General features: G+C 72.5%; 20 protein-coding genes and 1 riboswitch. Of the genes, 6 read left to right on the top strand and 14 right to left on the bottom strand.

The genetic code is table 11. From position 1 onward, the window contains the following. Nucleotides 1-70: 70 nt before the first annotated feature. Complete coding sequence (locus tag ACGFYP_RS31965; protein WP_393501090.1) at nt 71-2,707, bottom strand: YfhO family protein; 2,637 nt, start codon at nt 2,705-2,707, stop codon at nt 71-73. Nucleotides 2,708-3,072: 365 nt separating this feature from the next. Here ACGFYP_RS31965 and ACGFYP_RS31960 point away from each other — a divergent pair, with 365 nt between their 5' ends. Continuing rightward, on the top strand, nt 3,073-4,341 hold the full coding sequence (locus tag ACGFYP_RS31960; protein ID WP_393501087.1) for an MFS transporter: 1,269 nt from the start codon (nt 3,073-3,075) through the stop codon (nt 4,339-4,341). Nucleotides 4,342-4,399: 58 nt separating this feature from the next. Further along, complete coding sequence (locus ACGFYP_RS31955) at nt 4,400-4,852, top strand: heme-binding protein (protein WP_393501084.1); 453 nt, start codon at nt 4,400-4,402, stop codon at nt 4,850-4,852. A gap of 162 nt (nt 4,853-5,014) precedes the next feature. Here the strand turns inward: ACGFYP_RS31955 and ACGFYP_RS31950 are convergent, their stop codons facing one another. From ACGFYP_RS31950 to ACGFYP_RS31935, 4 genes are all read right to left on the bottom strand, one after another. Beyond that, nucleotides 5,015-5,665 carry a thymidine kinase gene (locus tag ACGFYP_RS31950; protein ID WP_393501081.1) on the bottom strand — a complete coding sequence of 217 codons (651 nt, stop codon included), beginning with the start codon at nt 5,663-5,665 and terminating at the stop codon, nt 5,015-5,017. A 61-nt stretch (nt 5,666-5,726) separates the two neighbouring features. Continuing rightward, the gene (locus tag ACGFYP_RS31945) at nt 5,727-6,932 is read right to left on the bottom strand and encodes an alkaline phosphatase family protein (RefSeq protein ID WP_393501078.1); all 1,206 of its coding nucleotides are present in this window, start codon (nt 6,930-6,932) and stop codon (nt 5,727-5,729) included. Beyond that, nucleotides 6,932-7,516, bottom strand: coding sequence for a DUF5998 family protein (locus ACGFYP_RS31940; protein WP_361967415.1), 585 nt, complete (start codon nt 7,514-7,516; stop codon nt 6,932-6,934). The genes ACGFYP_RS31945 and ACGFYP_RS31940 overlap by 1 nt, the downstream gene beginning before the upstream one ends. 90 nt (nt 7,517-7,606) lie before the next feature. Beyond that, nucleotides 7,607-10,582: a GNAT family N-acetyltransferase gene (locus tag ACGFYP_RS31935; RefSeq protein WP_393501074.1), complete on the bottom strand. Its 2,976-nt coding sequence runs from the start codon at nt 10,580-10,582 to the stop codon at nt 7,607-7,609. Nucleotides 10,583-10,758: 176 nt separating this feature from the next. Here ACGFYP_RS31935 and ACGFYP_RS31930 point away from each other — a divergent pair, with 176 nt between their 5' ends. After that, a complete protein-coding gene (locus ACGFYP_RS31930) occupies nt 10,759-11,040 on the top strand; it encodes an HPr family phosphocarrier protein (protein WP_361767649.1) in 282 nt (93 codons plus the stop codon). A 189-nt stretch (nt 11,041-11,229) separates the two neighbouring features. Here ACGFYP_RS31930 and ACGFYP_RS31925 read toward each other — a convergent pair whose 3' ends face one another. The 4 genes from ACGFYP_RS31925 to ACGFYP_RS31910 all read right to left on the bottom strand — a co-directional run bounded on the left by ACGFYP_RS31925 (nt 11,230) and on the right by ACGFYP_RS31910 (nt 16,034). After that, the gene (locus ACGFYP_RS31925) at nt 11,230-11,934 is read right to left on the bottom strand and encodes a GntR family transcriptional regulator (protein ID WP_393501069.1); all 705 of its coding nucleotides are present in this window, start codon (nt 11,932-11,934) and stop codon (nt 11,230-11,232) included. A 173-nt stretch (nt 11,935-12,107) separates the two neighbouring features. Then, entirely contained in the window at nt 12,108-12,893 is a 786-nt protein-coding gene (locus tag ACGFYP_RS31920) for a M23 family metallopeptidase (protein WP_393501066.1), read from the bottom strand. A 12-nt stretch (nt 12,894-12,905) separates the two neighbouring features. After that, nucleotides 12,906-13,072, bottom strand: a riboswitch (cyclic di-AMP (ydaO/yuaA leader). 212 nt (nt 13,073-13,284) lie between these two features. Continuing rightward, on the bottom strand, nt 13,285-14,652 hold the full coding sequence (locus ACGFYP_RS31915; protein ID WP_393501152.1) for a M16 family metallopeptidase: 1,368 nt from the start codon (nt 14,650-14,652) through the stop codon (nt 13,285-13,287). 26 nt (nt 14,653-14,678) lie between these two features. Next, nucleotides 14,679-16,034: a pitrilysin family protein gene (locus tag ACGFYP_RS31910; protein ID WP_361968700.1), complete on the bottom strand. Its 1,356-nt coding sequence runs from the start codon at nt 16,032-16,034 to the stop codon at nt 14,679-14,681. A gap of 242 nt (nt 16,035-16,276) precedes the next feature. Between ACGFYP_RS31910 and ACGFYP_RS31905 the strand changes: the two genes are divergently transcribed. After that, on the top strand, nt 16,277-18,736 hold the full coding sequence (locus ACGFYP_RS31905) for a DNA topoisomerase (ATP-hydrolyzing) subunit A (protein WP_393501063.1): 2,460 nt from the start codon (nt 16,277-16,279) through the stop codon (nt 18,734-18,736). Between the two features lie 19 nt (nt 18,737-18,755). Here the strand turns inward: ACGFYP_RS31905 and ACGFYP_RS31900 are convergent, their stop codons facing one another. Further along, nucleotides 18,756-19,841, bottom strand: coding sequence for a CobW family GTP-binding protein (locus ACGFYP_RS31900; protein WP_393501060.1), 1,086 nt, complete (start codon nt 19,839-19,841; stop codon nt 18,756-18,758). A 344-nt stretch (nt 19,842-20,185) separates the two neighbouring features. Here ACGFYP_RS31900 and ACGFYP_RS31895 point away from each other — a divergent pair, with 344 nt between their 5' ends. Both ACGFYP_RS31895 and ACGFYP_RS31890 read left to right on the top strand, forming a co-directional pair. Beyond that, complete coding sequence (locus ACGFYP_RS31895) at nt 20,186-21,853, top strand: ATP-binding protein (protein WP_393501058.1); 1,668 nt, start codon at nt 20,186-20,188, stop codon at nt 21,851-21,853. Then, nucleotides 21,850-22,533, top strand: coding sequence for a response regulator (locus ACGFYP_RS31890; RefSeq protein ID WP_393501055.1), 684 nt, complete (start codon nt 21,850-21,852; stop codon nt 22,531-22,533). Before ACGFYP_RS31895 ends, ACGFYP_RS31890 begins: the two co-directional genes overlap by 4 nt. A gap of 24 nt (nt 22,534-22,557) precedes the next feature. Here the strand turns inward: ACGFYP_RS31890 and ACGFYP_RS31885 are convergent, their stop codons facing one another. From ACGFYP_RS31885 to ACGFYP_RS31870, 4 genes are all read right to left on the bottom strand, one after another. Continuing rightward, nucleotides 22,558-24,156, bottom strand: coding sequence for a cation acetate symporter (locus tag ACGFYP_RS31885; RefSeq protein ID WP_393501052.1), 1,599 nt, complete (start codon nt 24,154-24,156; stop codon nt 22,558-22,560). Beyond that, the gene (locus ACGFYP_RS31880; RefSeq protein ID WP_393501049.1) at nt 24,153-24,725 is read right to left on the bottom strand and encodes a DUF485 domain-containing protein; all 573 of its coding nucleotides are present in this window, start codon (nt 24,723-24,725) and stop codon (nt 24,153-24,155) included. Before ACGFYP_RS31880 ends, ACGFYP_RS31885 begins: the two co-directional genes overlap by 4 nt. Before the next feature lie 97 nt (nt 24,726-24,822). Beyond that, nucleotides 24,823-25,566, bottom strand: a complete 744-nt coding sequence (locus tag ACGFYP_RS31875; RefSeq protein ID WP_393501046.1) for a response regulator — start codon at nt 25,564-25,566, stop codon at nt 24,823-24,825. Further along, the gene (locus ACGFYP_RS31870; protein WP_393501043.1) at nt 25,563-26,798 is read right to left on the bottom strand and encodes a sensor histidine kinase; all 1,236 of its coding nucleotides are present in this window, start codon (nt 26,796-26,798) and stop codon (nt 25,563-25,565) included. Before ACGFYP_RS31870 ends, ACGFYP_RS31875 begins: the two co-directional genes overlap by 4 nt. Nucleotides 26,799-26,819: the final 21 nt, after the last annotated feature.

Raw genomic sequence — 26,819 nt, 5'->3', positions numbered from 1 at the left:
CGGCGCGCGAGCGCGCTCGCGGCGGCGTTCACATGGGCGAACGCCGGTCGGACGGGCAGCGTAACCACCGTCATTTCCCGCCGGACGAGCCCGACGCGGACTCCAGGTGAACTCTTGTCGCCCTCCGGGCGAACCGGGTCCGGAGTCCGAGCGCGAGCAGGGCGAGCAGCGCCAGGGCGCCGATCGCACCGCCGACCCGCAGCCCCGGCGGCCGGAAGGTGCAACTGACCGAGGTCGTCGTGGAGTCGAGCGGGACGGCGAGGAGGCCGAGGTACCGCTGGGCGGGCGCCGGGGCGGCGTCTCCGGCGGCGCAGCTCCAGCCGGAGATGCGCGGTACGGCGATGACGGCGGTGCCCGTGCTGCCGGCCGGGAGTCGGGCGGTCAGTGTGTGGCCGGAGACGTGTATGTCGGTGGCGCCGGTGGCCGTCAACCCCCGTACGGCGGTGGCGAGTCGCTCCTGGTCCAGGCAGCCGAGGGGCTGCCGCGGCAGGGACGGCGGCTCGTCGCCGCGCAGTTCGACGCGTACGGATCCGGACGCCGGGACGGTGCCGAGCGTCCGCATCGGGCCCTGGACGGACGGGAGTCCGCCGAAGAAGGAGACGGGCCGCTCACCGGACAGGGCCGCGCTGCCCTGGAGTTCGGGCGCCCAGAACCAGAGGCCGGAGCCTGCCGGGCAGGAGGCCGTCAGTGTGGTGACACCGCCGGGGCCGTCCGTGCGCCGGACCTGCCGCGGCACGGTGTACACCTTCGATCCGAGCAGCAACTCCTGGTTGGCGAAGGCGGAATCCCCGAAGTCGGCCCCGCGCGCGGGCAGCCGTACGTCCGGGCGGACCGTCACGAGCGGCGGCACGGGCGTGTCGGTGACGGTGATGTCCGCCTCGGGGAGGGTGTCGGCCGTCACGGGCGCGGTGGGTTGGGACCGCATCCGGGTACCGATGGAGAAGATCGCGTCGGTCACCGGGTTGTCGAGCGTGGTCAGGTGGCGGCCCTTGGCCCAGAAGCCGAAGCCGAGCGCGGAGAGGGTGCGGTTGTACGACTCCGCGGTGAGGCTGGAGTAGTACTCGGAGCCCTGGCCGCCGACGAGCAGGACGTCGTTGCCACCCGGCAGTTCGCCGGGGTCCGTACGGTGGCGTGGCCAGGCGTCGTTCTCGGCGACGGCCCGCCGCATGTCCTCCTGCCAGGGTCCGACGCGCGGGGACCAGTGGACCTGGGCCAGCGACTGCTCGGCGATCCTGCCGCCCGTGACGGCGGCCTCGCCGACCTGGGCGACGACGAGGAGGACGACGGCGAGGGCGGGCAGGACATTGACGCCGACCGCGTACCGCCGGGCGAGCAGGACGGCCACGGCGGCGAGCGCCGCGAGGGCCAGGGCGGCGGCGAAGGCCGGGTAGGTCCAGCGGTCGACGACCAGGCTGCCCCGGGCGCCGAAGGCGAGGGCGGCGAGGGCGGCCGCGCCACCGAGGAGGGCGGGCAGCGGGGGCAGTCCGCGGGCGGTGGAGAGCCAGGCCGCGATCAGCAGCAGCCCGCAGAGCACGAAGGTCTGGCGGTACGGAATGCCGTTCGGCGAGGCGCCCGCGTGCCAGAGCAGGTGGGTGGGGCCCCACTGCAGGGAGAGCGTGACCAGGATGATCGCGGCCGTCCAGGCGATGCGTGTGCGGGCCGCCACCGTGCTGTTGAACGGCAGGGTGAGCGCGAGGGCGAGCGCCGGGGTGCCGATGAAGAGCGCGGGGCTGGCGACGCCGGCCGTGGCGGGGAGGAGCCGGGCGAACACCTCGGTCCAGGCGACGGCGGTGAACGTCACCTCGGGGGTCGGGTCGGCGACCTTGGTGGCGAGGTAGATCACCAGGACGAGCGGGGCCGCGAGGGCGATGCCGAGGAGCACGGACCGGGAGGCGCGCAGCAGCCCGGCCAGGCGCCGGCGGGCCGGTCCTTCGGTGGTGAGCAGGCGGACCGTCAGGACGACGGCGGCGCCGAGGGTCGCCATGTACGCGGTGTAGAAGTTGGCGTACCAGGCCAGGGCGACGACGAGCGGTCCGAGGACCGGGCGGCGCCCGGTGCGGGCCCACTCCCCCACCAGGCAGAGAAGGGGGAAGGCGAGCAGCCCGTCGAGCCACATCGGCACGGTGGTGCCGTAGTTGAGGGTCCAGCCGCACAGCGCGTACGCCGCGCCGAGGACGGCGGCGACCTGCCAGGGGCCCCGGCGGAGCCGGAGGAGCAGGACGGCCATGGCGGCGCCGGCGGCGGTGATCTTGGCCGCGGTGATGACGTAGAGGGCGAGTTCGATGCGGTCGGCCGGGAAGACCACGACCAGCAGGTCGAACGGGCTGCTCAGGTAGGTGCCGTAGTCGCCGAGGAAGTTCGTGCCGAAGCCCGCGCTCCAGTTGAGGAAGAGGTCGCCGTCGGCCTGGCCGAGGAGGACCTTCCGCCAGTGGGCGTGGAAGGGCAGGTACTGCTGGCCGAGGTCGACGGTGTTGCGGGTCGTGGGCCCGAAGGGATGGCTGCCGGCGATGAGACCGGCGAGGCAGAGGACGAGGAAGGTCAGCAGGGCGGCCGCGGCGGCCGCCCGCACGCGGATGCTGCGCCGGGCCCGCACGAGGAACCGCTGCTCGCGGGGGTGGCCGCCCGCACCTTCCGCGGCGCCCGGCCGCTCGCCCTCGGTGCGCGCACCTTCGCCCTGATCGGGCACGGTCTCGGCAGCAGGCGGCACACGTCCTCCGGGGTCTCTCGGGCGCTGCGCGGTCGCGTAGGCCCGGTGTTCACGTTCACGTCACGGGCAGAGGGCCATTACCGCCGAGCCGGACGACTCGAATCCGATCAGCAGGCGGGCTTCCGGCACACCGGAGGTGAACACGAGATGTTGCGACCGGGGCCGCCGCGATCCGGGCGGACGGGACGACCGGGGCCGCCCGGATCCGGGCGGACGGGACCCCTTGCGGAGACCTGCGCACAGGGAAAACTGCACACGGCGGTAGCCACCCCACGCAATACCCTCCGCTTGCACTTAACCAGCGTCTGCAACTATTGTCGAAGCACGCAAGACCCCCCTGCAAACATTCTGGAAGGTGCTTCGCCATGCCTCTCGCGCTCCTGGCCCTGGCCATCGGGGCCTTCGGGATCGGCACCACCGAGTTCGTGATCATGGGTGTGCTCCCCCAGGTCGCAGGCGATTTCGGTGTCTCCATCCCCACGGCCGGCTGGCTGGTGACCGGCTACGCCCTCGGTGTCGTGTTCGGCGCCCCGCTCCTGACGGTGCTCGGCACCAAGGTGTCCCGGAAGAAGATGCTCCTCTTCCTGATGGGGCTCTTCGTCGTCGGCAACCTGATCTCCGCCGTCGCCCCGTCCTTCGGCATGATGCTGGTCGGCCGGATCGTGGCCTCGCTCGCCCACGGCGCGTTCTTCGGCATCGGCTCGGTCGTCGCCGCGGACCTGGTCGCCCCGGAGAAGAAGGCCTCCGCGATCTCCCTGATGTTCATGGGCCTGACCGTCGCCAACATCGTCGGCGTCCCGCTCGGCACCTACATCGGCCAGGCCGCCGGCTGGCGCGTCACCTTCGCCATCGTCGCCGCGCTCGGCGTGGTCGGCTTCCTCGGCGTGGCCAGGCTCATCCCCGAGACGGGCCGGGCCAGGACGGAGAACGTCCGCACCGAGTTCGCCGCCTTCAAGAACGTGCAGGTCTGGCTGGCCATGGCGATGACCGTCCTCGGGTACGGCGGTGTCTTCGCGGCCATCACGTACATCACGCCGATGATGACCGAGGTCGCCGGCTACACCGAGGGCGCCGTGACCTGGCTGCTCGTCCTCTTCGGCATCGGCATGTTCCTCGGCAACCTTCTCGGCGGGAAGTTCGCCGACCGCGCCCTGATGCCCATGCTGTTCGTGTCGCTCGGCGCCCTGTCCCTCACCCTGCTGGTCTTCACGACCACCGCCCACAACAAGGTGCTCGCCGCGATCACCCTCACCCTGATCGGCGCGCTCGGCTTCGCCACCGTGCCGCCGCTGCAGAAGTGGGTCCTCGACCAGGCCAAGCAGGCCCCGACCCTCGCCTCTGCCGCCAACATCGGCGCCTTCAACCTCGGCAACGCCCTGGCCGCCTGGCTCGGCGGTGTCGTCATCGCCGCGGGCCTCGGCTTCACCGCCCCGAACTGGGTCGGCGCGCTGCTCTCCGGCACGGCCCTGCTCCTGGCCTTCCTGGCCGCCTTCCTGGACAGGCGCCGCCGGACGGCCTCCGCGGGGTCCGGCGCCGAGTCCAGGGCCGGCTCCGAGTCCGGGTCCGGCTCCGAGCCCGGGTCCGAGTCCGACCAGGCCCGGGCCACCGAGCCCGTACCGGCCGGGCTGCGCTGACCCCCGTAACTCCCCCCGTACCCCCTACGCACGACCGCCAACGAAGGAAGACAGCACCATGAGCACCCCCACCACCGCCGTCACCCCGCTGACCACTCAGGACGCCGAGATCCTGCTCTCCGCCGCGCGCCGCGCCGCCGAGGACGCCGGAGTCACCGTCAGCGTCACCGTCCTGGACGCGGGCGGCCACCTGCTGGCCTTCCGCCGCGACGACCGCGCCGTGCTGATCTCCGGCGAGACCAGCACCCGCAAGGCGTACACGGCCCTCCAGCTGAACGCCCCCACCGCCGACCTGGTCGACCTGGTGAAGCCCGACGGGCCGTTCCACAGCCTCACGACGGCCCTCGACCGCCCGCTGCTCTTCATCGCCGGCGGCCTGCCGGTCCACCGGGACGGCCGTCTCATCGGCGCCGTCGGCGTCGGCGGCGGCGCCCCCGACCAGGACCACGGCTTCGCCACCACGGCCGTCGAGGCGCTCACGGCCGAAGCGCTCGCCGCCGAGGCGAACTGACCGGAGCCTCCCCCGCACCTCGCCGGATCGACCCCCGCCGTCCGGCGGGGGCCTTTTCCGGACTCGACGATTCCCGGCCCAGGGCTGGACCACCATCAGGCGTGAGTCGTCAGACGTGGTCGTCAGGCGATGGTCGTCAGACGTGGTCGTCAGACGTGGTCGTCAGGCGTGGTTGACCGGGAGGACGTCCGGGGAGAGGGCGCCCGCGTGGGCCGTGGCCGAGGTCACGCGCTTGCGGTGATGGCGGCGGCAGAGGACCTCGTAACCGACCTCCCCGGCCGGACGGTTCACATCACCGACCACCACCTGGGCGCCCTCGACCACCATCTCGCCCCCTATCGTGCGGGCGTTGTGGGTGGCGCGGGCCCCGCACCAGCACAGGGCCTCCACCTGGAGCTGCTCCAGGCGGTCCGCCAGTTCGATCAGGCGCTGCGAGCCGGGAAAGAGCTTGGTGCGGAAGTCGGTCGTGATGCCGAAGGCGAAGACGTCCAGGCCGAGGTCGTCCACGATGCGGGCCAACTGGTCGATCTGGGTGGGAGCGAGGAACTGCGCCTCGTCCACGATGACGTAGTCCGCCTTGCCGCCCTTGGAGAGCTGGGCGACCAGGTACGCGTACAGGTCCATGCCCTCCGGCGCCTCCACCGCCTCCGTCACCAGGCCGAGGCGGGAGGACAGCTTGCCCTCCCCCGCCCGGTCGTCACGGGTGAAGATCACACCCTGCAGGCCCCGCGCATCGCGGTTGTGGGCGATCTGGAGCGCCAGGGTGCTCTTTCCGCAGTCCATCGTTCCGGAGAAGAACACCAGCTCGGGCATGGGAAGTCGAGGACCTTTCAGGTCGGGGTGGGTGGAGGGAGTGCGGGCGTACGGGGACGGGTCAGGAGCGGACTTCGAAGAGCGGTACCAGCTGCTCCGCGGGCGTCATCGATCCGTGCACACCGACCATCGCCGACTCGTGGGGCTCGTTGACGGATGCGGTGATGATGACGTCGTCGTGGGCCGCGGCGACGACGTCGCCGATCCGCCCGAGGACCCGCTCGTCGACCGCGTCGCCGAACCAGCCGAGCTCGATCGCCTCGTCGCGGCTCGCCACCCAGAACTGCTCGCCGAGCACCTCCCGCCAGCACGTGAGCACGTCGGCCTCGGCCCCCGGCACCGCGTAGACGTGCCGGGCACGGCCCTCGCCGCCGAGGAGGGCGACGCCGGCGCGCAGCTCCCAGTCCTCGTCGAAGTCGATCCGGTGCTGGTCGTCGAAGGGGATGTCGACCATGCCGTGGTCGGCCGTGACGTACAGGGCCGAGCGGGGCGGCAGTTGTTCCGCGAGGCGCTGGACGAGCCGGTCCACGAACATCAGCTGGCCGCGCCAGGCGTCGGAGTCGATGCCGAAGCGGTGTCCGGCCCCGTCGAGTTCGCTGTAGTACGTGTACACCAGCGAGCGGTCGCCGCCGGCGAGCTGCTCGGCGGCGAAGTCCATCCGCTCCTCGCCGGAGAGCCGGCCGTGGAACATTCCGCCGCTGAGCGCGATCTTGGTCAGCGGGGTGTCCTGGAAGATCGGCGACGAGACCTGGGCGGTGTGGATGCCGGCCTCGTGGGCGAGCTGGAAGACCGTGGGGTACGGCTGCCAGACGCTGGGCGAGGTCCACGGCTTCCAGCGGAGCTGGTTCATCAGCTCGCCGGTCTCCGGGTTGCGCACGGTGTAGCCGGGCAGCCCGTGCGCGCCGGGGAATCGTCCCGTACCGACCGAGGCGAGCGAGGTCGCGGTGGTGGCGGGGAAGCCGGCGGTGATCGGGCGTCCCGTGGAGCCGCGGGAGGAGCCGAGGAGGGAGGTGAGGTACGGGGCCTCGTCCGGGTGGGCCTTGATCTGCTCCCAGCCGAGCCCGTCGATCAGGAAGAGGCAGTTCCGGTCGGCGGGGCTGAGCTCGGCGATCCGGGCGTCGAACCCCGGGGCGCCCTGACCGGCGACGAGCGTCGGGAGGACGTCGGCCAGCGAGCCTGTGCCGTACTCGGGGATCGGCGCCGTGGCGAGATCGAGCGGGACGGGATCGTCCGGCCAGCCGGAAGCGACTGCCGTGGGCTGGACCATCAGCGGGTCGCCGCGGTGGCTTCGGAGAGCGCCTGGGCGAAGGCGAGCGTCTGGCGGACGGTGTCCGGTCCGTCGCCGGCGTCGCTGACGCGCAGGCTGAGGTCGTCGGCGGTGGCGTTGCCGGTGTAGCCGTGGTCGGCGTCGCAGTTGGGGTCGCCGCAGGCGGCGGGCTCCAGGTCGATCCGCGAGACGGCGCCCCAGCCGATGGTGAGGACGACCTCACGGGGCAGGGTGCCGACGGTGTACGACTCCGGGTTGGCGACGACCCGGCTGACGACGACGGAGGAGATCCGGTCGAGCTTGACCGACTCCGTGGAGGTCGTGGCGTACGGGGTCGGGGAGCTGCTGTCGGCGGCCTGCTCGTCGGTGTGGCTGACGATGAAACGGTTGGCCGTCAGGACGAGGACCGTGACGTGGCGACGGACCTCGTTGGAGTCGAAGGTGGTCTCCTGGTGCACGAGGTACGACGCGATCGGCTCGCCGCCGACGGCGGCCTCCACCGCCTCGGCCACGAGGGCCGGGTAATAGCCGCTGCGCTCGATCGCCGCGCGCAGCCCCTGGGTCGTCGTACCGGTCTTCGCCATGGACTCCATCCTAATCCGTCGGAAGGGGCACTCCGGGACGGTCCGGCCGTCTCGTCGAGGCTGCCCTAGGGCCTGTCCGCCGCGCAGGCCCTAGTAGCTCGGAAGACTGCGCGGGCCGAGGTCCGTGCGGGGCGGTGGCGGGGCGAGCCGGACCGTCGCGCCGAGCACCGAGAGGCCGTGCGGGGCGACGACGACGGGCTCCAGGGCGATCGCGACGACCTCGGGATGGTCGTCGACGAGCCGCGAGACGCGCAGCAGCAGCTCCTCGAGGGCGGGGGTGTCGACGGGGGCGGAGCCGCGCCAGCCGAAGAGGAGGGGGGCGGTGCGGATGGAGCGGACCAGCTCGGAGACGTCCCGGTCGGTGGCGGGGACGAGGCGGTGGGACATGTCGCCGAGCAGCTCGGAGGCGGCGCCGGCCAGGCCGAAGGAGAGCACGGCGCCGACGGCCGGGTCGATGGCCGAGCGCACGACGGTGTCGACGCCGCGCGGCACCATCGCCTGGACGACCGGCTGCAGCTCGACGGGCTTGCCGAGGGCCTCGGTCAATTCGGCGTACGCGGTGCGGAGTTGTTCCTCACCGGCGAGGTCGAGGCGTACGCCTCCGAGATCGGGGCGGTGGCGCAGGTGGGGGGCGGTCGTCTTGAGGGCGACCGGGTAGCCGAGCCGGGCGGCGGCCTGGACGGCGGCGTCGGGGGTGGGCGCGGGCAGGGTGGGGAGCACCTCGATGCCGTACCGCCCGAGCAGCTCGCGCGCCGCCTCGACGCCGAGGGTCACGCCTCGGGCGTCCGCGACCGCGTTCCCCTCGGCGTTCGCGTGGGCGCCGAGCGCGCGCTCGATCTGCGCGGCGGCCTCTGCCTCGTCGATCTCCTCGAACTCGGGCACCCGCCCGGGCTCGGCGGCCTGCCGCCGCCACTGCCCGTACCGGACGGCCTCGGCGAGGGCCCGCACGGCCCGCTCGGCGGCGGGGTAGGCGGGGATCGCGCCGGGGCGGAGGGCGGTGGGGGCGGGGGTGGAGGTGGGTCCGGCGGCGGGGGTGGAGGAGGCGGGTCCGGTGCCGGGCGTGGTGCTCGGGGTCGCCGCGTCCGTCGGGGTGGCCTGGGACATGGGCGAGCTCGGGGCAGGGGCCGGGGCCGGGGCCGCCGCCGGGGTGTCGCGGGGTGTGCGTCGTGCGGGCGGCCTCGTGCTGGTGGCCGCCGAGAGGGCCTCCGCCAGGCCGCCCATCTCGACGTGGACGACGACCACCGGCTTCGCCGGCGGTGGCGCGGAGGCGACCGCCTCGCGGAGCTGGGCCGCGAGGACCTCGCCGTCACCGGACTCCACCGCGCCGTTCTCGCCGACCCAGGGGATCGCGGTCACGACGACCGCGTCGCACGCGTCGTCCGCGAGGGCCGCCGCCAGCGCGGCGCGGAAGTCCGCGGGGGTCGCGCCCGTCGTCAGGTCCAGCGGGCGCAGCGGACGGAGCCCCTCCGTCAGGCAGGCGTCGTACGTGAGCAGCCCGAGCGACTCGGAGTTGCCGAGGATCGCCACGCGCGGCCCGGTCGGCAGCGGCTGGCCCGCGAGGAGCAGTCCCGCGTCGACGAGCTCGGTGACCGTGTCGACGCGGATGACTCCGGCCTGCCGGAGCAGCGCGGAGACCGTGGCGTGCGGGATCCGGGTGACCGGCACCCGGTGTCCCGGCGGCGCGCTCCCGCTGTGGCGCGCGCCCTTGACCACGACGACGGGCTTCACCGCCGCCGTGCGCCGGGCCAGCCGGGTGAACTTGCGCGGGTTCCCGATGGACTCCAGGTACAGCAGGACGACGTCCGTCTCCGGGTCGTCGTACCAGTACTGGAGGAAGTCGTTGCCCGAGACGTCCGCCCGGTTGCCCGCGGAGATGAAGGAGGAGATCCCGGCGCCGTGCCGGTGCAGCCCGGCCAGGAGCGCGATTCCGATCGCGCCGGACTGGGTGAAGAGCCCGATCCGCCCGGTGGCCGGCGACTGCGGCGCGAGCGAGGCGTTCAGCCGGGCGTCGGCCGAGGTGTTGATGATCCCGAACGCGTTGGGCCCGATGATCCGCATCCCGTACGAGCGGGCCTGCCGCACCAGTTCCCGCTGCCGGTCCCGCCCCTCCCCCGACCCGGTCTCCGCGTACCCGGCCGAGAGCACGACGAGGCCCCGCACCCCGTGCTCCCCGCAGTCGGCGACCGCCTCCGGCACGCGCTCGGCGGGTACGGCCACGATCGCGAGGTCCACCGGTTCGCCGATGTCCCCGACGGAGCGGAAGGCCGGCACCCCGTCGAGCGTGCCGGTCTCCTCGGGGAGCGCGCGGTTCACCGCGTACGTCCGTCCGGTGAACCCGCCCTCCAGGAGGTTGCGCAGGACCGTCCGGCCGACCCCGCCCGGGGTGCGGCCGGCTCCGACGACGGCGACCGAGCCGGGGGTGAGGAGCCGCTGCACGGAGCGGGCCTCCGCCCGCTGCTCCCGGGCGCGCTGCACGGCGAGGGAGCGGTCGGTGGGCTCCAGGTCGAGGTGGAGCCGTACGGAACCGTCCTCGAAGCTCCGCTTCTGGGTGTACCCGGCGTCCGTGAAGACCTTGATCATCTTGGTGTTGGCGGGCAGCACCTCCGCCGCGAACCGCCGGATGTCCCGCTCGCGCGCCACCGCCGCGATGTGTTCGAGCAGCGCGGAGGCCACGCCGCGCCCCTGGTGGGCGTCCTGGACCAGGAAGGCGACCTCGGCCTCGTCGGCGGGCGCGGGGGCGGGCATCCCCCGGTCGTCGATCCGGTCGTACCGGACGGTGGCGATGAAGTCGTCGCCGACCGCCGCGGCGAGGCCCACCCGGTCCACGAAGTCGTGATGGGTGAAGCGGTGCACGTCCTTGGCGGAGAGCCGGGGGTAGGGAGCGAAGAACCGGTAGTACTTCGACTCGTCCGAGACCTGCTCGTAGAAGCTGACCAACCGGTCGGCGTCGTCGGCGGTGATGGGGCGGATGCGCGCGGTGCCGCCGTCGCGGAGGACCACGTCCGCTTCCCAGTGGTCGGGGTAGTCGTGTTCCGGTTGTTCCGGCCGTTCCGACGCGCTCTGCATGGGGCAAGCGTACGGCCGGGGTACGACACGAGCACCGGTCGCGCGGCACGTGTGCACCATGCAAGGTAGGGAGGACCGATCGGCCCTGGAACAGGGGCCGAAGGTCGGCGTCGAGCACACCGCAACCCGTGAGAGACTGGTCTAGACAACCCGCTTGAGACTTGAAGGGCAACACCATGGCTGAGCGCCGCGTCAACGTCGGTTGGGCCGAGGGCCTGCACGCCCGCCCCGCCTCCATCTTCGTCCGTGCCGCCACGGCCTCCGGCGTCCCCGTGACGATCGCCAAGGCCGATGGCAACCCGGTGAACGCCGCGTCGATGCTCGCGGTGCTCGGTCTGGGCGCGCAGGGCGGCGAGGAGATCGTGCTCGCTTCGGACGCCGAGGGTGCCGAGGTCGCGCTCGACCGTCTGGCGAAGCTGGTTGCCGAGGGGCTCGAGGAGCTCCCCGAGACCGTCTGACGGATTTCCGGCCGGATCGACGTCCGGGCGAATTCGCGGGAAGCCGCACACGCCGAAATGACGGCGGGTGCGGCTTTTTCCTTTTCCGAACCATTCCGCTGCCATCGGGACGGCACGGTCCGCACAACTCCGCCGGGGCAGCGCAAACAAAGCCCGTCGAATTCCAGCTCTTTGTATACGGCCCGCTCGTTAATTCCGGCCGCTCGCGATGTTGACGACGTGTTGCGAACTCCTCACGCGCCCTCCGCGCCGCGGCCGCTCGTCCCGGTCGGGGCGCTTCAGCCGGTGCAGCAGCAGGGAGCGTTCGGCGTGCAGCGCGGTCAGGGCGCGGGCCCGTTCGGCGTCGCCGCGTGCCACCGCGTCCACGATCGCACCGTGCTCCGCCCAGGCCTCGACGGGCTGGGCGGGGGCCTCGACCGCGTACATCCAGGCGATCTTGTGCCGCAGCTGGGTGAGCAGGGCGGTGAGCGTCGGGCTGCCCGAGGCCTGCGCCAGGGTCTCGTGGAACCAGCCGCCCAGCGAGCGCAGATCGTCCCCCTGGCCGCGCCTGGCCCGCTCCTGACCGAGTCTGACCAGGCCGCGCAGCACCTTGAGGTGCGCCTCGGTGCGACGTTGGGCGGCGCGGGCCGCACCGAGCGGCTCCAGCAGCGACCGCATGTCGAGGAGGTCCGCCGCCTCCTGCTCGGTCGGCTCGGCCACGTGGGCTCCCGCGTGACGGCGGGTGATCACGAAGCCCTCGGACTCCAGGGTGCGCAGCGCCTCGCGGACCGGGACGCGGGAGACTCCGTACCGGCGGGCCAGCTGCTCCTCGGTCAGCCGGCTGCCGCGCTCGTAGACGCCGGTGACGATGTCGTCCCGAATCGCCGTGCACACCGAGTGCGCGGGAATGCGCATGATCGACCTCCGCCTTAATACGCGCGAAACCGGTTCTCCGGTGACTCTATTGCAGCGGGGCGGTATTTCCGACGGCTCCTCAGGAACCATGGATATCTTTTGGTCAGCGAAAAGCCCCGGCTCAGTACGAGCCGGGGCTTTTCTGACGTGCGGTGGGGGACCTCGCCGGACGGTCAGACGTTCACGCCGCGGGCGCGCAGGTACGCGACCGGGTTGATGTCGGAGCCGTACTCGGCGGTGGTGCGGGCCTCGAAGTGGAGGTGCGGGCCGGTCGAGTTGCCGGTCGAGCCCGAGATCCCTATCTGCCGGCCCGGGGTGACGGTCTGACCGACGGAGACACTGATGGCCGAGAGGTGCCCGTACTGGGTGTACGTGCCGTCGTTCATCCGGATGACGATGTTGTTGCCGTACGCGCCGCCCCAGCCGGCCTCGACGACGGTGCCGGAGCCGACGGAGACGACCTTGGTGCCGTAGGCGGCGTGGAAGTCGACGCCGGAGTGGCTGCCGGAGGACCAGAGGGAACCGCCGGTCTTGTAGCCGGTGGAGACGTACGAGCCGGCCACGGGGAGCTGGAAGGAGTTCAGGCGCTTGCGCTCGGCCTCACGGGCGGCGCGCTCCTTGGCCTCGCGGATCTCCTTGGCGCGGGCCTCCGCCTTGCGCTTGGCCTCCGCCTTGGCACGGGCCTCGGCCACGCGCTTCGCCTCGGCCTCGGCGGCCTCGCGCTCCTGGGCGGCGGCCTGGGCGTCGATGGTGTCGGCGAGGGCGTTGTCGGCGACGACGACCTGGGTCAGGCCGGTGTCCTCCAGGGAGGGGGCGTCCGTGTCGACGGCGAGCGCCGGGGAGGCGAGGGTGCCGATGACGCCGGTGGTGGCGAGGGTCGCGACGCCGGCGAGGCCGGCGCTGCGGCGCGCCAAACGGCTCGGACCACGATGCTTCCCGGTGGCACGGGTGAACGCCATGTAGTGGCTGATCCTTTCCTTCCTTCTCGCCTACCGGGTTAGCTGACGGGTTCGGAGCAGGAAGGTCTCCTACGGGCCCCTCCGCACGGGTGCGAAGGCGTCCGATTCACCCCAGGGACTTCGTGTGGGTCCCCGGCTCCCCAGGCTCGCGCCTGACGGGGACTCGGCGATGACTGTCCGATGCCACGGATGTGGCGGGTGCAACTGGCGAACAGCCGGACCGACGCTATGCGGACCGTCTTTCAATCACCAAACAGACACGCCAGTTTGTAAGACATGCCACAGGGCATACGGCCACCCTCTCTGGCAATACGGACAAAGAGGAGGACCCCGACGTACTGTGACGTCGGGGTCCTCGCATGCCACCGGAGCGCGGCGGCGGTCGGCCCAATCAGCCGGTGACGACGGTCACTTCACCGATGCCGAGGGCGCGCACCGGCTCCTCGATCTCCGCCGCGTCACCCACGAGCACGGTGACGAGCCGGTCCACCGGGAAGGCGTTGACGACGGCCGCCGTCGCCTCCACCGTGCCGGTCTCGGCCAGGCGCGCGTACAACTGCGCCTGGAAGTCGTCCGGGAGGTGCTGCTCGACCTGGTCGGCGAGCGTCCCCGCGACGGAGGCGGCGGTCTCGTACTTGAGCGGCGCCACGCCCACCAGGTTCTGCACGGCGACGTCGCGCTCGGCGTCCGTCAGGCCCTCGGCGGCGAGGGTGCGCAGCACCTTCCACAGGTCGTCAAGTGCAGGACCGGTGTTGGGGGTGTCGAAGGAGCCGCTGATGGCGAGCATCGAGGCGCCGTGGCCCTGGCCGTCGGAGCGCAGGACCTGGCCGAAGGCCCTGACACCGTAGGTGTAGCCCTTCTCCTCGCGCAGGACGCGGTCCAGGCGGGAGGTGAGCGTGCCGCCGAGGCAGTACGTGCCGAGGACCTGGGCGGGCCAGACGCGGTCGTGCCGGTCGGCGCCCACGCGGCCGATGAGCAGCTGGGTCTGGACGGCGCCCGGGCGGTCGACGATGACCACACGGCCGGTGTCGTCGGCCGTGATCGGCGGGACGGGCCGGGGCTCCGCGCTGTTCCCCGTCCAGGCGCCCAGCGACTCGGCGAGGACCTTGTCCAGGTCCACGTCGGTCAGGTCGCCGACGACCACGGCGGTGGCCGTGGACGGCCGGATGTGCGCCTGGAAGAAGGCGCGGACGGCGTCGGCGTCGATCGCCTCGACCGTCTCCTCGGTGCCCTGACGCGGCCGGGACATACGGGACTCGGCCGGGAACAGCTCCTTGGAGAGCTGCTTGGCCGCCCGGCGGGCCGGGTTGGCCGTCTCGTGCGGGATCTCGTCGAGCCGGTTGCGCACCAGGCGCTCGACCTCGGTGTCGAGGAACGCCGGCGCGATGAGGGCCTCGGAGAGCAGCCCGAGCGCCTTGGGCAGCCGGGAGACGGGAACCTCGAGGGAGACCCGTACGCCCGGGTGGTCGGCGTGCGCGTCGAGCGTGGCGCCGCAGCGCTCCAGCTCGGCCGCGAACTCCTCGGCGGTGTGCTGGTCGGTGCCTTCGGAGAGGGCACGGGCCATGATCGTGGCGACCCCGTCGAGGCCTGCGGGCTCTGCCTCCAGCGGGGCGTCGAAGAAGATCTCGACGGCCACGACCTGCTGGCCGGGGCGGTGGCAGCGCAGCACCGTCATGCCGTTGTCCAGGGCTCCGCGCTCCGGGGCGGGGAAGGCCCAGGGCTTGGCCGTACCCGGCTCCGGCTGCGGGTGGAACGTCATGCTCGTCAAAGACGCGGCAGCGTCGGTCACTGGTCCGCTCCCTCTTCCTCGTCGCTGTCGCTCTGCTCGGCGTCGCTCTGTTCGGCACCGGTGGGCTCGTAGACCAGCACCGCGCGGTTGTCCGGGCGCAGCCGGGCCGCGGCGACCTCCCGCACCTCCTCGGCGGTGACGTCCAGGACCCGGTTGACGGCGGTCAGGGCGAGCTGCGGGTCGCCGAACAGGACCGCGAAGCGGCACAGTTCGTCGGCGCGGCCGGCGACCGTGCCGAGCCGGTCGAGCCACTCGCGCTCCAACTGGGCCTGGGCGCGCTCCATCTCCTCGGGCGTCGGGCCCTCGGCGGCGAACCGGGCCAGCTCCTCGTCGACGGCCGTCTCGATCTCGGGGACCTCGACGCCACCGGACGTCTTGACGTCCAGCCAGCCCAGCGACGGCGCGCCGGCCAGACGCAGCAGGCCGAAGCCGGCGGCTACGGCCGTGCGGTCACGGCGCACGAGCCGGTTGTGGAGCCGGGAGGACTCGCCGCCACCGAGGACGGTCAGGGCGAGGTCGGCGGCGTCGCACGCGCGCGTGCCGTCGTGCGGGAGGCGGTACGCGGCCATCAGCGCGCGGGCCGGGACCTCCTCCTCGACGACCTCACGCAGCTGCTCCCCGATGGTGTCGGGCAGCGCGCCGTCGCGCGGGGGCAGCTTGCCGTCGTGGGACGGGATGGAGCCGAAGTACTTCTCGATCCAGGCAAGGGTCTGCGCCGGGTCGATGTCGCCGACGACCGAGAGGACCGCGTTGTTCGGCGCGTAGTACGTACGGAAGAAGGTCCGCGCGTCCTCCAGCGTCGCCGCGTCCAGGTCGGCCATGGAGCCGATCGGCGTGTGGTGGTAGGGGTGGCCCTCGGGGTAGGCGAGGGCGGTCAGCTTCTCGAAGGCCGTGCCGTAGGGCACGTTGTCGTACCGCTGACGGCGCTCGTTCTTGACGACGTCCCGCTGGTTTTCCATGGACTCGTCGTCCAGGGCGGCGAGCAGCGAGCCCATGCGGTCCGCCTCCAGCCAGAGCGCGAGCTCCAGCTGGTGGGTGGGCATGGTCTCGAAGTAGTTGGTGCGCTCGAAGCTCGTCGTGCCGTTGAGCGAGCCACCCGCGCCCTGCACCAGCTCGAAGTGTCCGTTGCCGTGGACCTGCTTCGAGCCCTGGAACATCAGGTGCTCGAAGAGGTGGGCGAGGCCCGTGCGGCCGGCGACCTCGTGGCGGGAGCCGACGTCGTACCAGAGGCACACCGCGGCGACCGGGGTCAGGTGGTCCTCGGAGAGCACCACGCGCAGGCCGTTGGCCAGCCGGTGCTCGGTCGCTGTCAGGCCGCCTGAGCCGGCCTCTGCCGTGGCCGTGTGACCCATGGGCATGTACGTCCCTTCGATCGCGATATGGAAAAGTCTTCCCACCCTATGCAAGCGCACTGACACCTGGCGAAGTTCCCACAGCTTCCCCGCGTCCCTCTTCCGGGTCGCGCGGGCGTCGCGGACGGCTCACGAACCGCTCGCGAACCGCTCACGCCCGGGTCGCGGTCGGCGTTGTCGGTGGGACGGTCCACAATGGTCCGCGTCAGATCAACCTTGTTGGTGAAGGAGCCGCAGCCGCGATGGCCCGCCGCAGCACGAAGACACCGCCGCCGGACGACGCGTTCGAGGAGAGGATCCTCGACATCGACGTCGTCGACGAGATGCAGGGCTCCTTCCTCGAGTACGCGTACTCGGTGATCTACTCCCGCGCGCTGCCGGACGCCCGCGACGGCATGAAGCCGGTGCAGCGCCGCATCGTGTACCAGATGAACGAGATGGGACTCCGCCCCGACCGCGGCTATGTGAAGTGCGCCCGTGTCGTCGGCGAGGTCATGGGCAAGCTGCACCCGCACGGCGACGCGTCGATCTACGACGCGATGGTGCGCATGGCCCAGCCCTTCTCCATGCGCCTCCCGCTGGTCGACGGCCACGGCAACTTCGGCTCCCTGGGCAACGACGACCCGCCGGCCGCCATGCGGTACACGGAGTCGAAGATGGCCGCCGCGGCGCTGATGATGACGGAGTCGATCGACGAGGACACCGTCGACTTCACGCCGAACTACGACGGCCAGGAGCAGGAACCGGTCGCGCTGCCCGCCGCGTATCCGAACCTGCTGGTCAACGGCGCCTCCGGGATCGCGGTCGGCATGGCGACGAACATGCCCCCGCACAACCTGGGCGAGGTCATCGCGGCCGCCCGGCACCTGATCCGCCACCCGAACGCGGACCTTGAGGCGCTCATGCGCTTCGTGCCGGGACCCGACCTGCCCACCGGCGGCCGGATCGTCGGCCTCTCCGGCATCAAGGACGCGTACGAGAACGGCCGCGGCACGTTCAAGATCCGCGCCACCGCGACCGTGGAGAACGTGACGGCGCGCCGCAAGGGCATCGTCGTCACCGAGCTCCCCTTCACGGTCGGCCCGGAGAAGGTCATCTCCAAGATCAAGGACCTCGTCGGCTCCAAGAAGCTCCAGGGCATCGCGGACGTCAAGGACCTCACCGACCGCAGCCACGGCCTGCGCCTGGTCATCGAGGTCAAGAACGGCTTCGTGCCGGAGGCGGTCCTTGAGCAGCTGTACAAGCTGACGCCGATGGAGGAGTCCTTCGGCATCAACAACGTGGCGCTGGTCGACGGCCAGCCGCTCACGCTGGGCCTCAAGGAGCTCCTGGAGGTCTATCTCGACCACCGCTTCGACGTGGTGCGCAGGCGCTCCGAGTTCCGCCGGACCAAGAAGCGCGACCGGCTGCACCTGGTCGAGGGCCTCCTCGTCGCGCTGCTCGACATCGACGAGGTCATCCGCCTCATCCGCTCCAGCGAGAACTCGGCGCAGGCGAAGGAGCGGCTGATCGAGCGCTTCTCGCTGAGCGAGGTCCAGACGCAGTACATCCTGGACACCCCGCTGCGCCGGCTCACCAAGTTCGACCGGATCGAGCTGGAGACCGAGCGCGACCGGCTCAACGGCGAGATCGACGAGCTGACCGGGATCCTGGACTCCGACAGCGAGCTGCGCAAGCTGGTCTCGGCGGAACTGGCGGCGGTGGCCAAGAAGTTCGGCTCCGACCGTCGGACGGTCCTGCTGGAGTCGGCGGGCGCGCCGGTCTCCGCCGTGTCCCTGGAGGTCGCGGACGACCCGTGCCGGGTGCTGCTGTCCTCGACGGGCCTGCTGGCGCGTACGGCGACGGCGGAGGTCCCGGCCCCCGCCGAGGACGGCAAGCGTGCGAAGCACGACGTGATCCTTTCGGCGGTCCCGGCGACCCAGCGCGGCGACGTCGGCGCGGTGACCTCGGCCGGCCGGCTGCTGCGGCTCGCGGTGATCGACCTGCCCCAGCTGCCGGACACGGCCGCCGCGCCGAACCTGGCGGGCGGTGCGCCGTTGGCGGAGTTCCTGACCCTGGAGGACGACGAGACGGTGGTCTGTCTGACCACGCTCGACGAGTCCTCGCCGGGTCTGGCGCTCGGCACGCTGCAGGGCGTGGTGAAGCGCGTGGTCCCGGACTATCCGGCGAACAAGGACGAGCTGGAGGTCATCACCCTCAAGGAGGGTGACCGGATCGTCGGCGGAACCGAGCTGCGGACGGGCGAGGAGGACCTGGTCTTCATCACCTCCGACGCCCAACTGCTGCGCTACCAGGCCTCGCAGGTACGGCCCCAGGGCCGGCCGGCGGGCGGCATGGCGGGCATCAAGCTGGCGGACGGCGCCGAGGTGCTCTCGTTCACGGCGGTCGACCCCGCGGCGGACGCGGCGGTCTTCACGGTCGCGGGCTCCACGGGCACGCTGGACGACGGTGCCGGTACGTCGGCGAAGCTGACGCCCTTCGACCAGTACCCGCGCAAGGGCCGTGCGACCGGTGGTGTGCGCTGCCAGCGATTCCTGAAGGGCGAGGACGTCCTCATCCTGGCGTGGGCGGGGGCGACCCCGGCGTACGCCGCGCAGGAGAACGGCACGCCCGTGGACCTGCCCGAGGTCGACCCGCGCCGCGACGGCTCGGGCACCCCGCTCCCGAAGCCGGTCTCGGTGGTGGCGGGCCCGGCGAGCTAGGACCGGTCGGCCGGGCGAGTCAGTCCTCGTCGGCCGACCGCCCCGGCTCGTCCGGGTCCGACTGCTGCGGATCCGACTCCAGCTCCTGTACGTACCGCAGGACGCCCCACATGCTGTGCTCGTCGGGGGCGTCCTGCGGGCCGTTCACGCGGCAGCCGTCGAGCTCCTTGCGCAGCGCGTCGCCGTCGATGCCGGAGCCGATCAGGACGAGTTGGGTGAGCCGCTCCTGCCCGGGGGCCCAGGGCTCGGGGTAGAAACGCAGGAACCTGCCGACGGCGTGCACGGTGTAGCGGTTGGCGGGGTCGGCGGCGCCGAAGTCGAGGAAGCCCTTGATGCGGTAGAGGCCCTCGGGCCGGGAGTCGAGGAACTCCATGAGCCTGCGCGGGTGGAGCGCGGTGCCGGAGGCCAGGGAGAGGGTCTCGTAGGCGGCGTGCGGGTGGTCGTGGGCGTCGTCGTCCCCGTAGAGCAGGTCCTCGATCGACATCTGCCCCTCGATCTCGCCCTCGGGCACGACCCGGTCGAAGAGGAGTTCCGGATCGACCCGGCCGTGCGCGGCGCGGACCACGGCGGCGGTTCCCGCGAGCCGGCCGACGGCCTCGTGGACGGCGTCCACCTCGTCCTCCCCCACCCGATCGACCTTGTTGAGGACGACAAGGTCGGCGAGGGCCAGATGCCGGTCGGTCTCGGGGTGCGCGGACCGGGTCCGCGCGAACTCGGCGGCGTCGACGACCTGCACGAGCCCGCCGTACACGACCCGCTCGTTCTCGCTGGCGAGCACCATCCGCACCAGCTCCTGGGGCTCGGCAAGCCCGCTCGCCTCGATGACGATCACGTCGAGGCGGGCCTCGGGCCGGGTGAGGGCCTCCAGGTACTCGTCCAGTTCGCTCGCGTCGACGGCGCAGCACAGGCAGCCGTTGCCGAGCGAGACGGTGGAGCCGACCTGCCCGGCGACGGTCATGGCGTCGATCCCGATGTCGCCGAAGTCGTTGACCATGACTCCGATCCGAGTGCCCCGGGCGCTGCGCAGCAGATGGTTGAGCAGCGTCGTCTTCCCTGACCCGAGAAACCCGGAGAGGACGACGACGGGAATCTGCTGCGTGACCAAGGAAACCCTCCGAAGACGAGACGCCCAAAGCCCCCAGAATAGGCACGACCGCGGGAAACCCCGCACCCGCCGCAGCCGACGCGCGATGGCGACTCCCCTGCCGCGGCCGCCGACGGCGAGCAACCGCCCACAGGCGGACCCGCACCTCTGTCTCCTTACTCGCACGTGTGGTGCGGGTGGGAACCCCAGCCCGGCCGCGGGCCGGGCGCACCCCCCGGCCCGCGGCCGACCACCCACGCCCACACCACCCCACGCCCACCCCAGGCCCCGTCACCCCCGGCCGCCGCCCGCCCAAGGGCCCCGCACATTTCCGGTCCCAGCCCCCGCCCCGTACCGTTCCTGCCATGACCCCCGCACCGACCACCCCCACGCCGCCCCCCGCGCGACGCAGGCGTTTCGGCTGGCCGCGGCGGGTCTTCGCCCAGGTCCTGCTCATGCAGCTGGCCATCGCAGCCGGCGTCACGGTGCTGGCCACCGGCCTCTTCCTCGCCCCGCTGAGCGACCAGCTCGACGACCAGGCCATGCGACGCGCCCTCGCCATCGCCGAGACCACCGCCTCCCCCCAGGTCGCGGACGCGCTGCGGGCCTCCGGTCCCTCCGCCGAGGGCCCGGTGCAGCGGGAGGCCGAGCGGATCAGGCAGGCCACGGGCGCCGAGTACGTCGTGGTCATGGACACCCGGGGCGTCCGCTGGTCCCACACCGACCTCACGCAGATCGGCAAGGTCGTCTCCACGGACCCCAGCGCCGCCCTCTCCGGGCGTGAGGTCATGGAGATCGACAACGGCACCCTCGGCCGCTCCGCCCGGGGCAAGGCCCCGCTGCGGGACGCGGACGGGGCCATCGTCGGCGCGGTGTCCGTCGGCATCGAGTACGACAGCGTCCACGACCGGCTCCTCGGGGCGATCCCCGGGCTCCTGGCGTACGCGGGCGGCGCGCTGGCGGCCGGTGCCCTCGCCGCGTACCTGATCTCCCGCAGGCTCCAGCGGCAGACGCACGACCTGGCGTTCTCGGACATCTCCGCGCTCCTCGCCGAGCGCGAGGCCATGCTCCACGGCATCCGCGAGGGCGTCGTCGCCCTCGACCGCGCCGGACGCGTCCGGCTGATGAACGACGAGGCGCAGCGGCTGCTCGGCATAGGCCCCGAGGCGACCGGGCGGCCGCTGGAGGAGACGCTCGGCTCGGGCCGTACGGCCGATGTGCTGGCCGGCCGGGTCACGGGCGAGGACCTGGTGACCGTCCGGGGCAACCGCGTGCTGATCGCCAACCGGATGCCGACGGACGACGGTGGTGCCGTGGCCACCCTGCGCGACCGGACCGAGCTGGAGCGGCTCGGCCGCGAGCTGGACTCCACCCGGGGCCTGATCGACGCCCTCCGCGCCCAGGACCACGAGCACGCCAACCGGCTGCACACCCTCCTGGGCCTGCTGGAGCTGGAGATGCACGAGGAGGCCGTCGAATTCGTCACCGAGGTCGTCGGTGTCCACCGGGCCACGGCCGAGCAGGTCACCGAGAAGATCCACGATCCGCTGCTCGCCGCGCTCCTGGTCGGCAAGGCCACGGTCGCCGCCGAGCGGGGCGTGTCCTTGCGGATCTCGGCCGACTCGCTCCTCCCCGACCGGCTGGTCGACCCCCGCGAGCTGGTCACGGTCGTCGGCAACCTCGTCGACAACGCCCTGGACGCCGCCTCGGGCACCGTCCACGCGCGCGTGGAGATCGCCGTGCGGGCCGAGGGCCGTACGGCCGTCCTTCGGGTCACCGACAGCGGTCCTGGCGTCCCTGACGACCGGCGCGAGCTCATCTTCACCGAGGGCTGGACCACGAAGGAGCTGCCCTCCCACGGCAAGCGGGGCCTCGGCCTGGCCCTGGTGCGCCGGCTCGCCGAACGCCAGGGCGGCAGCGCCCGGGTCGGCACGGGCCCGGACGGCGGCGGCGCCGAGTTCACCGTCGTCCTCCCGGAGGCTCTGAACGAGCCGGAGCCGGCGGAGCGTACGGCCGTGGGAGAGCCGCGATGATCGACGTACTGGTCGTGGACGACGACACCCGCGTCGCGCGGATCAACGCGGCCTACGTGACGAAGGTGCCCGGCTTCCGGGTCGTCGCCACCGCCCACTCCACGGCGGAGGCGCTCGCCCGGCTGAGCGAGGTACCGGTCGACCTGATCCTGCTCGACCACTACCTGCCGGACGAGAACGGGCTCGCGGTGGTACGGGAGCTGCGCCGCCTCGGCCACCAGACCGACGTGATCATGGTGACGGCGGCGCGCGACGTGGCGACCGTACAGGCGGCGATGCGCCACGGCGCGCTGCAGTACCTGGTGAAGCCCTTCGCCTTCGCCGGGCTGCGCGCCAAGCTGGAGGCGTACGCGGCCCTGCGCCACACCCTCGAAGGCGGCGGCGAGGCCGAGCAGGCCGAGGTCGACCGCATCTTCGGCGCCCTCTCCGCCGGGGCGGTGGAGCCCGACCTGCCCAAGGGCCACTCCCCCACCACCGCCGAGCTGGTGCGCCAGGTGCTGCTGGCCGCCGGCGGGGCCCTGTCCGCGCAGGAGATCGCCGAGCGGGCGGGGGTGAGCCGGCAGACCGCCCAGCGCTATCTGAAGCTGCTCGAACGGGCCGGCCGGGTGCGGCTCTCGTTGAAGTACGGCGAGACGGGCCGCCCCGAACACCGGTACGTCTGGGTGAAGTCCACCGGCTGAGCCCCACGGAGGCTCCCCCCGGCCTCAGACCGCCCCGGCGCCCGTCAGCGCCCTGACCTCGGTCTCCGCGTGCTTGGCCGCGTCCGGCGGCTCGGCGGAGGTGACGGTGCCGATCCAGCCCGCCAGGAAGCCGAGCGGGATGGAGACGAGGCCGGGGTTCTGGAGCGGGAAGACGTGGAAGTCCACGCCGGGGAAGAGCGCCTCGGGGCTGCCTGAGACGACCGGGGAGAGGACGACGAGCAGCACCGCGGGGACGAGCCCTCCGTACACCGACCAGACGGCGCCGCGCGTGGTGAAGTTCCGCCAGAACAGCGAGTAGAGCAGCACCGGCAGGTTGGCCGAGGCCGCGACCGCGAAGGCGAGGCCGACCAGGAACGCCACATTGAGGTCGCGGGCGAGCAGGCCGAGCCCGATCGCGGCCGCGCCGATCCCGGCGGCGGCGATCCGCGCCACGGTCACCTCGCTGTACTGCTTCGCCCGGGCCCCCCGGCGGCGCAGCGAGGCGTACAGGTCGTGGGCGACGGAGGCGGACGAGGCGAGGGTGATGCCGGCGACGACGGCCAGGATGGTGGCGAAGGCGATGGCGGCGACGATCGCGAAGAGCACCGTGCCTCCGGTCGACCCCGCTCCCCCGCCGAGGTCGAGGGCGAGCAGCGGTACGGCCGTGTTCCCGGCGGCGTTGGAGGCGCGGACGGCGTCCGGGCCGATGATCGCGGCGGCGCCGAAGCCGAGGACGATCGTCATGAGGTAGAAGCCGCCGATGAGCCCGATGGACCAGACGACCGAGCGGCGGGCGGCCCGCGCGGTCGGCACGGTGTAGAACCGGGACAGGATGTGCGGCAGGCCCGCGGTGCCGAGGACGAGGGCGAGACCGAGGCTGATGAAGTCGAGGCGTGCGGTCCATTCGCCGCCGTAGCGCAGTCCCGGTGCGAGGAAGTCCCGTCCGTGTCCGCTGCGTTCGGCGGCCGTGGCGAGCAACTGGTTGAAGTCCCCGTGGAAGCGGAGCAGGACAAGCACGGTGAGGGCGATCGTGCCGGCCATGAGCAGTACGGCCTTGACGATCTGGATCCAGGTGGTGGCGCGCATCCCGCCGAGCGACACGTAGATCACCATCAGGGCGCCGACGCCGACGACGGTCCAGGAGCGGGCTGCCTCGCTGGTGCCCCCGAGGAGGAGGGCGACCAGGCTGCCGGCCCCGACCATCTGGGCCACCAGATAGAGCACGGAGACGGTGACGGAGGAGGTTCCGGCGGCGATCCTGACGGGGCGCTCCGCCATCCGGGCCGCGACGACGTCGGCGAGCGTGAACCGGCCGCAGTTGCGGACCAGTTCGGCGACCAGGAGGAGGACGACCAGCCAGGCGACGAGGAATCCGACGGAGTAGAGCATGCCGTCGTAGCCGAAGAGCGCGATCAGGCCGGAGATGCCGAGGAAGGAGGCGGCGGACATGTAGTCGCCGGCGATGGCGAAACCGTTCTCCAAGGGCGAGAAGAGCCGGCCCCCGGCGTAGAACTCCTCGGCCGAGCCGTGCCGGTTCCTGCTCACCCAGGTGGTGATCCCGAGCGTCACGGCGACGAACGCGCTGAACAGCAGCAGCGCGAGCATCTGATGGTCGTTGGTCACCGTTGCACTCCCCGCGTCATCTCCTGCGCCCGCGTCTCGTCGAACACGGTCCAGCGCAGCTCCAGTGCGGCCCTGTCCCGCCGGAGCCGGGCATGCCGGGCGTAGGCCCAGGTCAGCAGGAAGGTGGTGAGGAACTGTCCGAGACCGGCCACCATCGCCACGTTCACCATCCCGACGACGGGCCGGGCCATCAGCCCGGGTGCCGCCGTCGCCGCCACGACGTAGGCGAGGTACCAGAGGAGGAAGGCCAGGGACGCCGGGATCACGAACCTCCGGTAGCGGCTGCGTACTTCCTGGAAGGCCGGGCTGCGCTGGACCTCCAGATAGATGGCGGCCGCGCCGCGGTCGGAGCCGCGCTGCGAGCCGTACTGCGACCCGTACTGCGAGCCGTGCCCCGAGCCCTGCTCCGGCTGCTGTCGCGGTACCGCTCCGGTCGTCGGCGCGGCGGGCCCGGCCTCGGCGGCCGGTGTCTCCGCGTCGGCCGACTCGCCCCAGCCGGAGGCGAGTGCGTCGTACCAGGGGTCGTCGATCCGCACCGCGGGGACGCCCGGCCCTTCGTGCTTCTCCACCGCTGAACTCTCCTTGTCAGCGAACCGTTTCAGCCGCGTGCCAAGGATGGACAGAGCGGGAAGATCCTGGACTCTTCTCCTCCTCCCATTCACCCCATCAGGTGATGGTTTGCCCGGGTGGTACGACGAGCCCGGACCGATATGCGTACCGGACGGCCTGCACCCGGTCGCGTACTCCCGCCTTGGCGAAGAGGTTGTTGATGTGGGTCTTCACCGTGGCGGTGGAGATGCTCAGCCGGGCGCCGATCTCCTGGTTGGAGAGGCCGTCCGCGACCAGCGTGAGCACCTCGACCTCACGCTCGGTGAGCCCGTCGGGCAGGGGGTCGGGTTGCCGCCGCGGCCGGCCTCGCGACGGGTCGCCGTCGGGTGCGCCGCGCCGCTCCGGCTCCGCCATCAGCTGTTCCAGGAGCCGCCGTTGGACGGCGGGAGCGAGCCCGGCCCGCCCGTCGAGCACGTCATGCACCGCCCGTACGATCTCCTCGCCTCCCGCGTCCTTGGTGAGATAGCCACGCGCCCCCGCTCGGAGCGCCGGGAAGAGGGAGTCGTCGTCGGCGTAGGTGGTGAGGACGACGACCTCGGTGCCGGGGTGTTCGGCGTGGATCCTCCGGGTCGCCTCCACTCCGTCGCAGCGCGGCATCCGAAGGTCCATCAGCACGACATCGGGGGCCAGTTCGGCGGTGAGGGCGACGGCCTCCTCGCCGTCCCGGGCCGCCCCTACCACCTCGATGCCGGGCAGCAGCCCGAGCACGAGCACGATTCCCTCCCTCACCATGGACTGGTCGTCGGCGACGATCACGCGCGCGACCCTGCGGTCGCCGTGCCGGTTCCCGGGCGCGCTCATGCCAGCACCCTCAGTCGCACCGCGAAGCCGTCGCCCTCGGGTCCGGCGTCCAGCGTCCCGCCGAGGAGCTCGGCGCGCTCCCGCATCCCGAGCAGCCCGTAACCGGAACCCGAGGCACTCAGCCCCGCTCCGTCGACCAGGCCGGACGCCCCGGCCGCCCCGACCACGCCGACGGTTCCGGCGGCGCCGGCCGCGCCGGCCCCGCCCGGCACGCCCGAGTCCCGTACCTCCAAGGCGACCTCCCCCGTTCCGTAGGCGAAGAGCACGCGTGTCCTGGCGCCGGGGGCGTGCTTGCGGACGTTGGTGAGGGCTTCCTGCGCCACTCGCCGTACGGCCTGTGAGGCTTCCGCCGGAAGCTGTCGGCGGGCGCCGACCACCCGGACCTCCGCCCTGTCCTCGTGCGCCAGCTCCCGCAGATAGTCCTCGACGGGCGCCACGTCGCCGCGGAGCGCGGAGAGCGCCTGCCGGGTCTCGGCCAGCCCCTCCCGGGCCATGGCACGGGCCGCGACCACCCGCTCCAGGATCGTCTCCCGCTCGGCTCCGGCGTCGATCTGCAGCCTGGCCGCCTCCAGGTGCACCATCTGCGCGGAGAGGCTGTGCGCCAGGACGTCGTGGATCTCGCGGGCGATCCTGGCCCGCTCGGCCAGGGCCGCTGAGGCCGCCTCGGCCTCGCGTGCGGCACGCTCCTGCGTCAGCAGCCGGAATCCGGCGCTGCGCGCCTCGGAGTCCAGGCGGAGGGAGTACCCGGTGAGCAGTACGGCGACGGTGGTGACTCCGGCCCCCAGAACCCCGGTCTCGTCCGCGTCGACGAACCCTCCCGACAGGACCAGCACGGTCGCGAGGGCGACGAGGAGAGGCAGTCTCTCCAGCGCGGTGACGGAGACGACGATCCAGAGCAGGGTGGCGGACACGTGCGCTCCGGCGACGTGCGCCGCGAGGCCGAGTCCTGCGACGGCGGCGAGCAGACCGAGGGAGCGCGCGAGCTGGTTGGCGTGGGTCGTCCGGTGGTAGGCGGCGATCGCGGCCACCGCGAGGGCGAGCCCCAGCGGCGGCAGGACCCCGTACCAGCCGGGGAAGGCGCCCGAGAGATAGGCGCTGACCACGGTCCCGCCGCTGATCGCGGCGAAAAGCACCGCGTCGAGCACGAGGCGGACGCGTGGCACGCCGATCCGTGTCAGCGCCTCCGACGCGGGCCATTCGAGCCATCGGCTCGTCGACTTGTCGCTTTCCACGTCCGTCCCCCTCCGTCGCTT

This window comes from Streptomyces sp. NPDC048370 (assembly GCF_043200825.1).
Taxonomy (GTDB): domain Bacteria; phylum Actinomycetota; class Actinomycetes; order Streptomycetales; family Streptomycetaceae; genus Streptomyces.
Note: the sequence above shows the minus strand (reverse complement) of the source record. Positions and strands in the feature narration are given on the sequence as shown.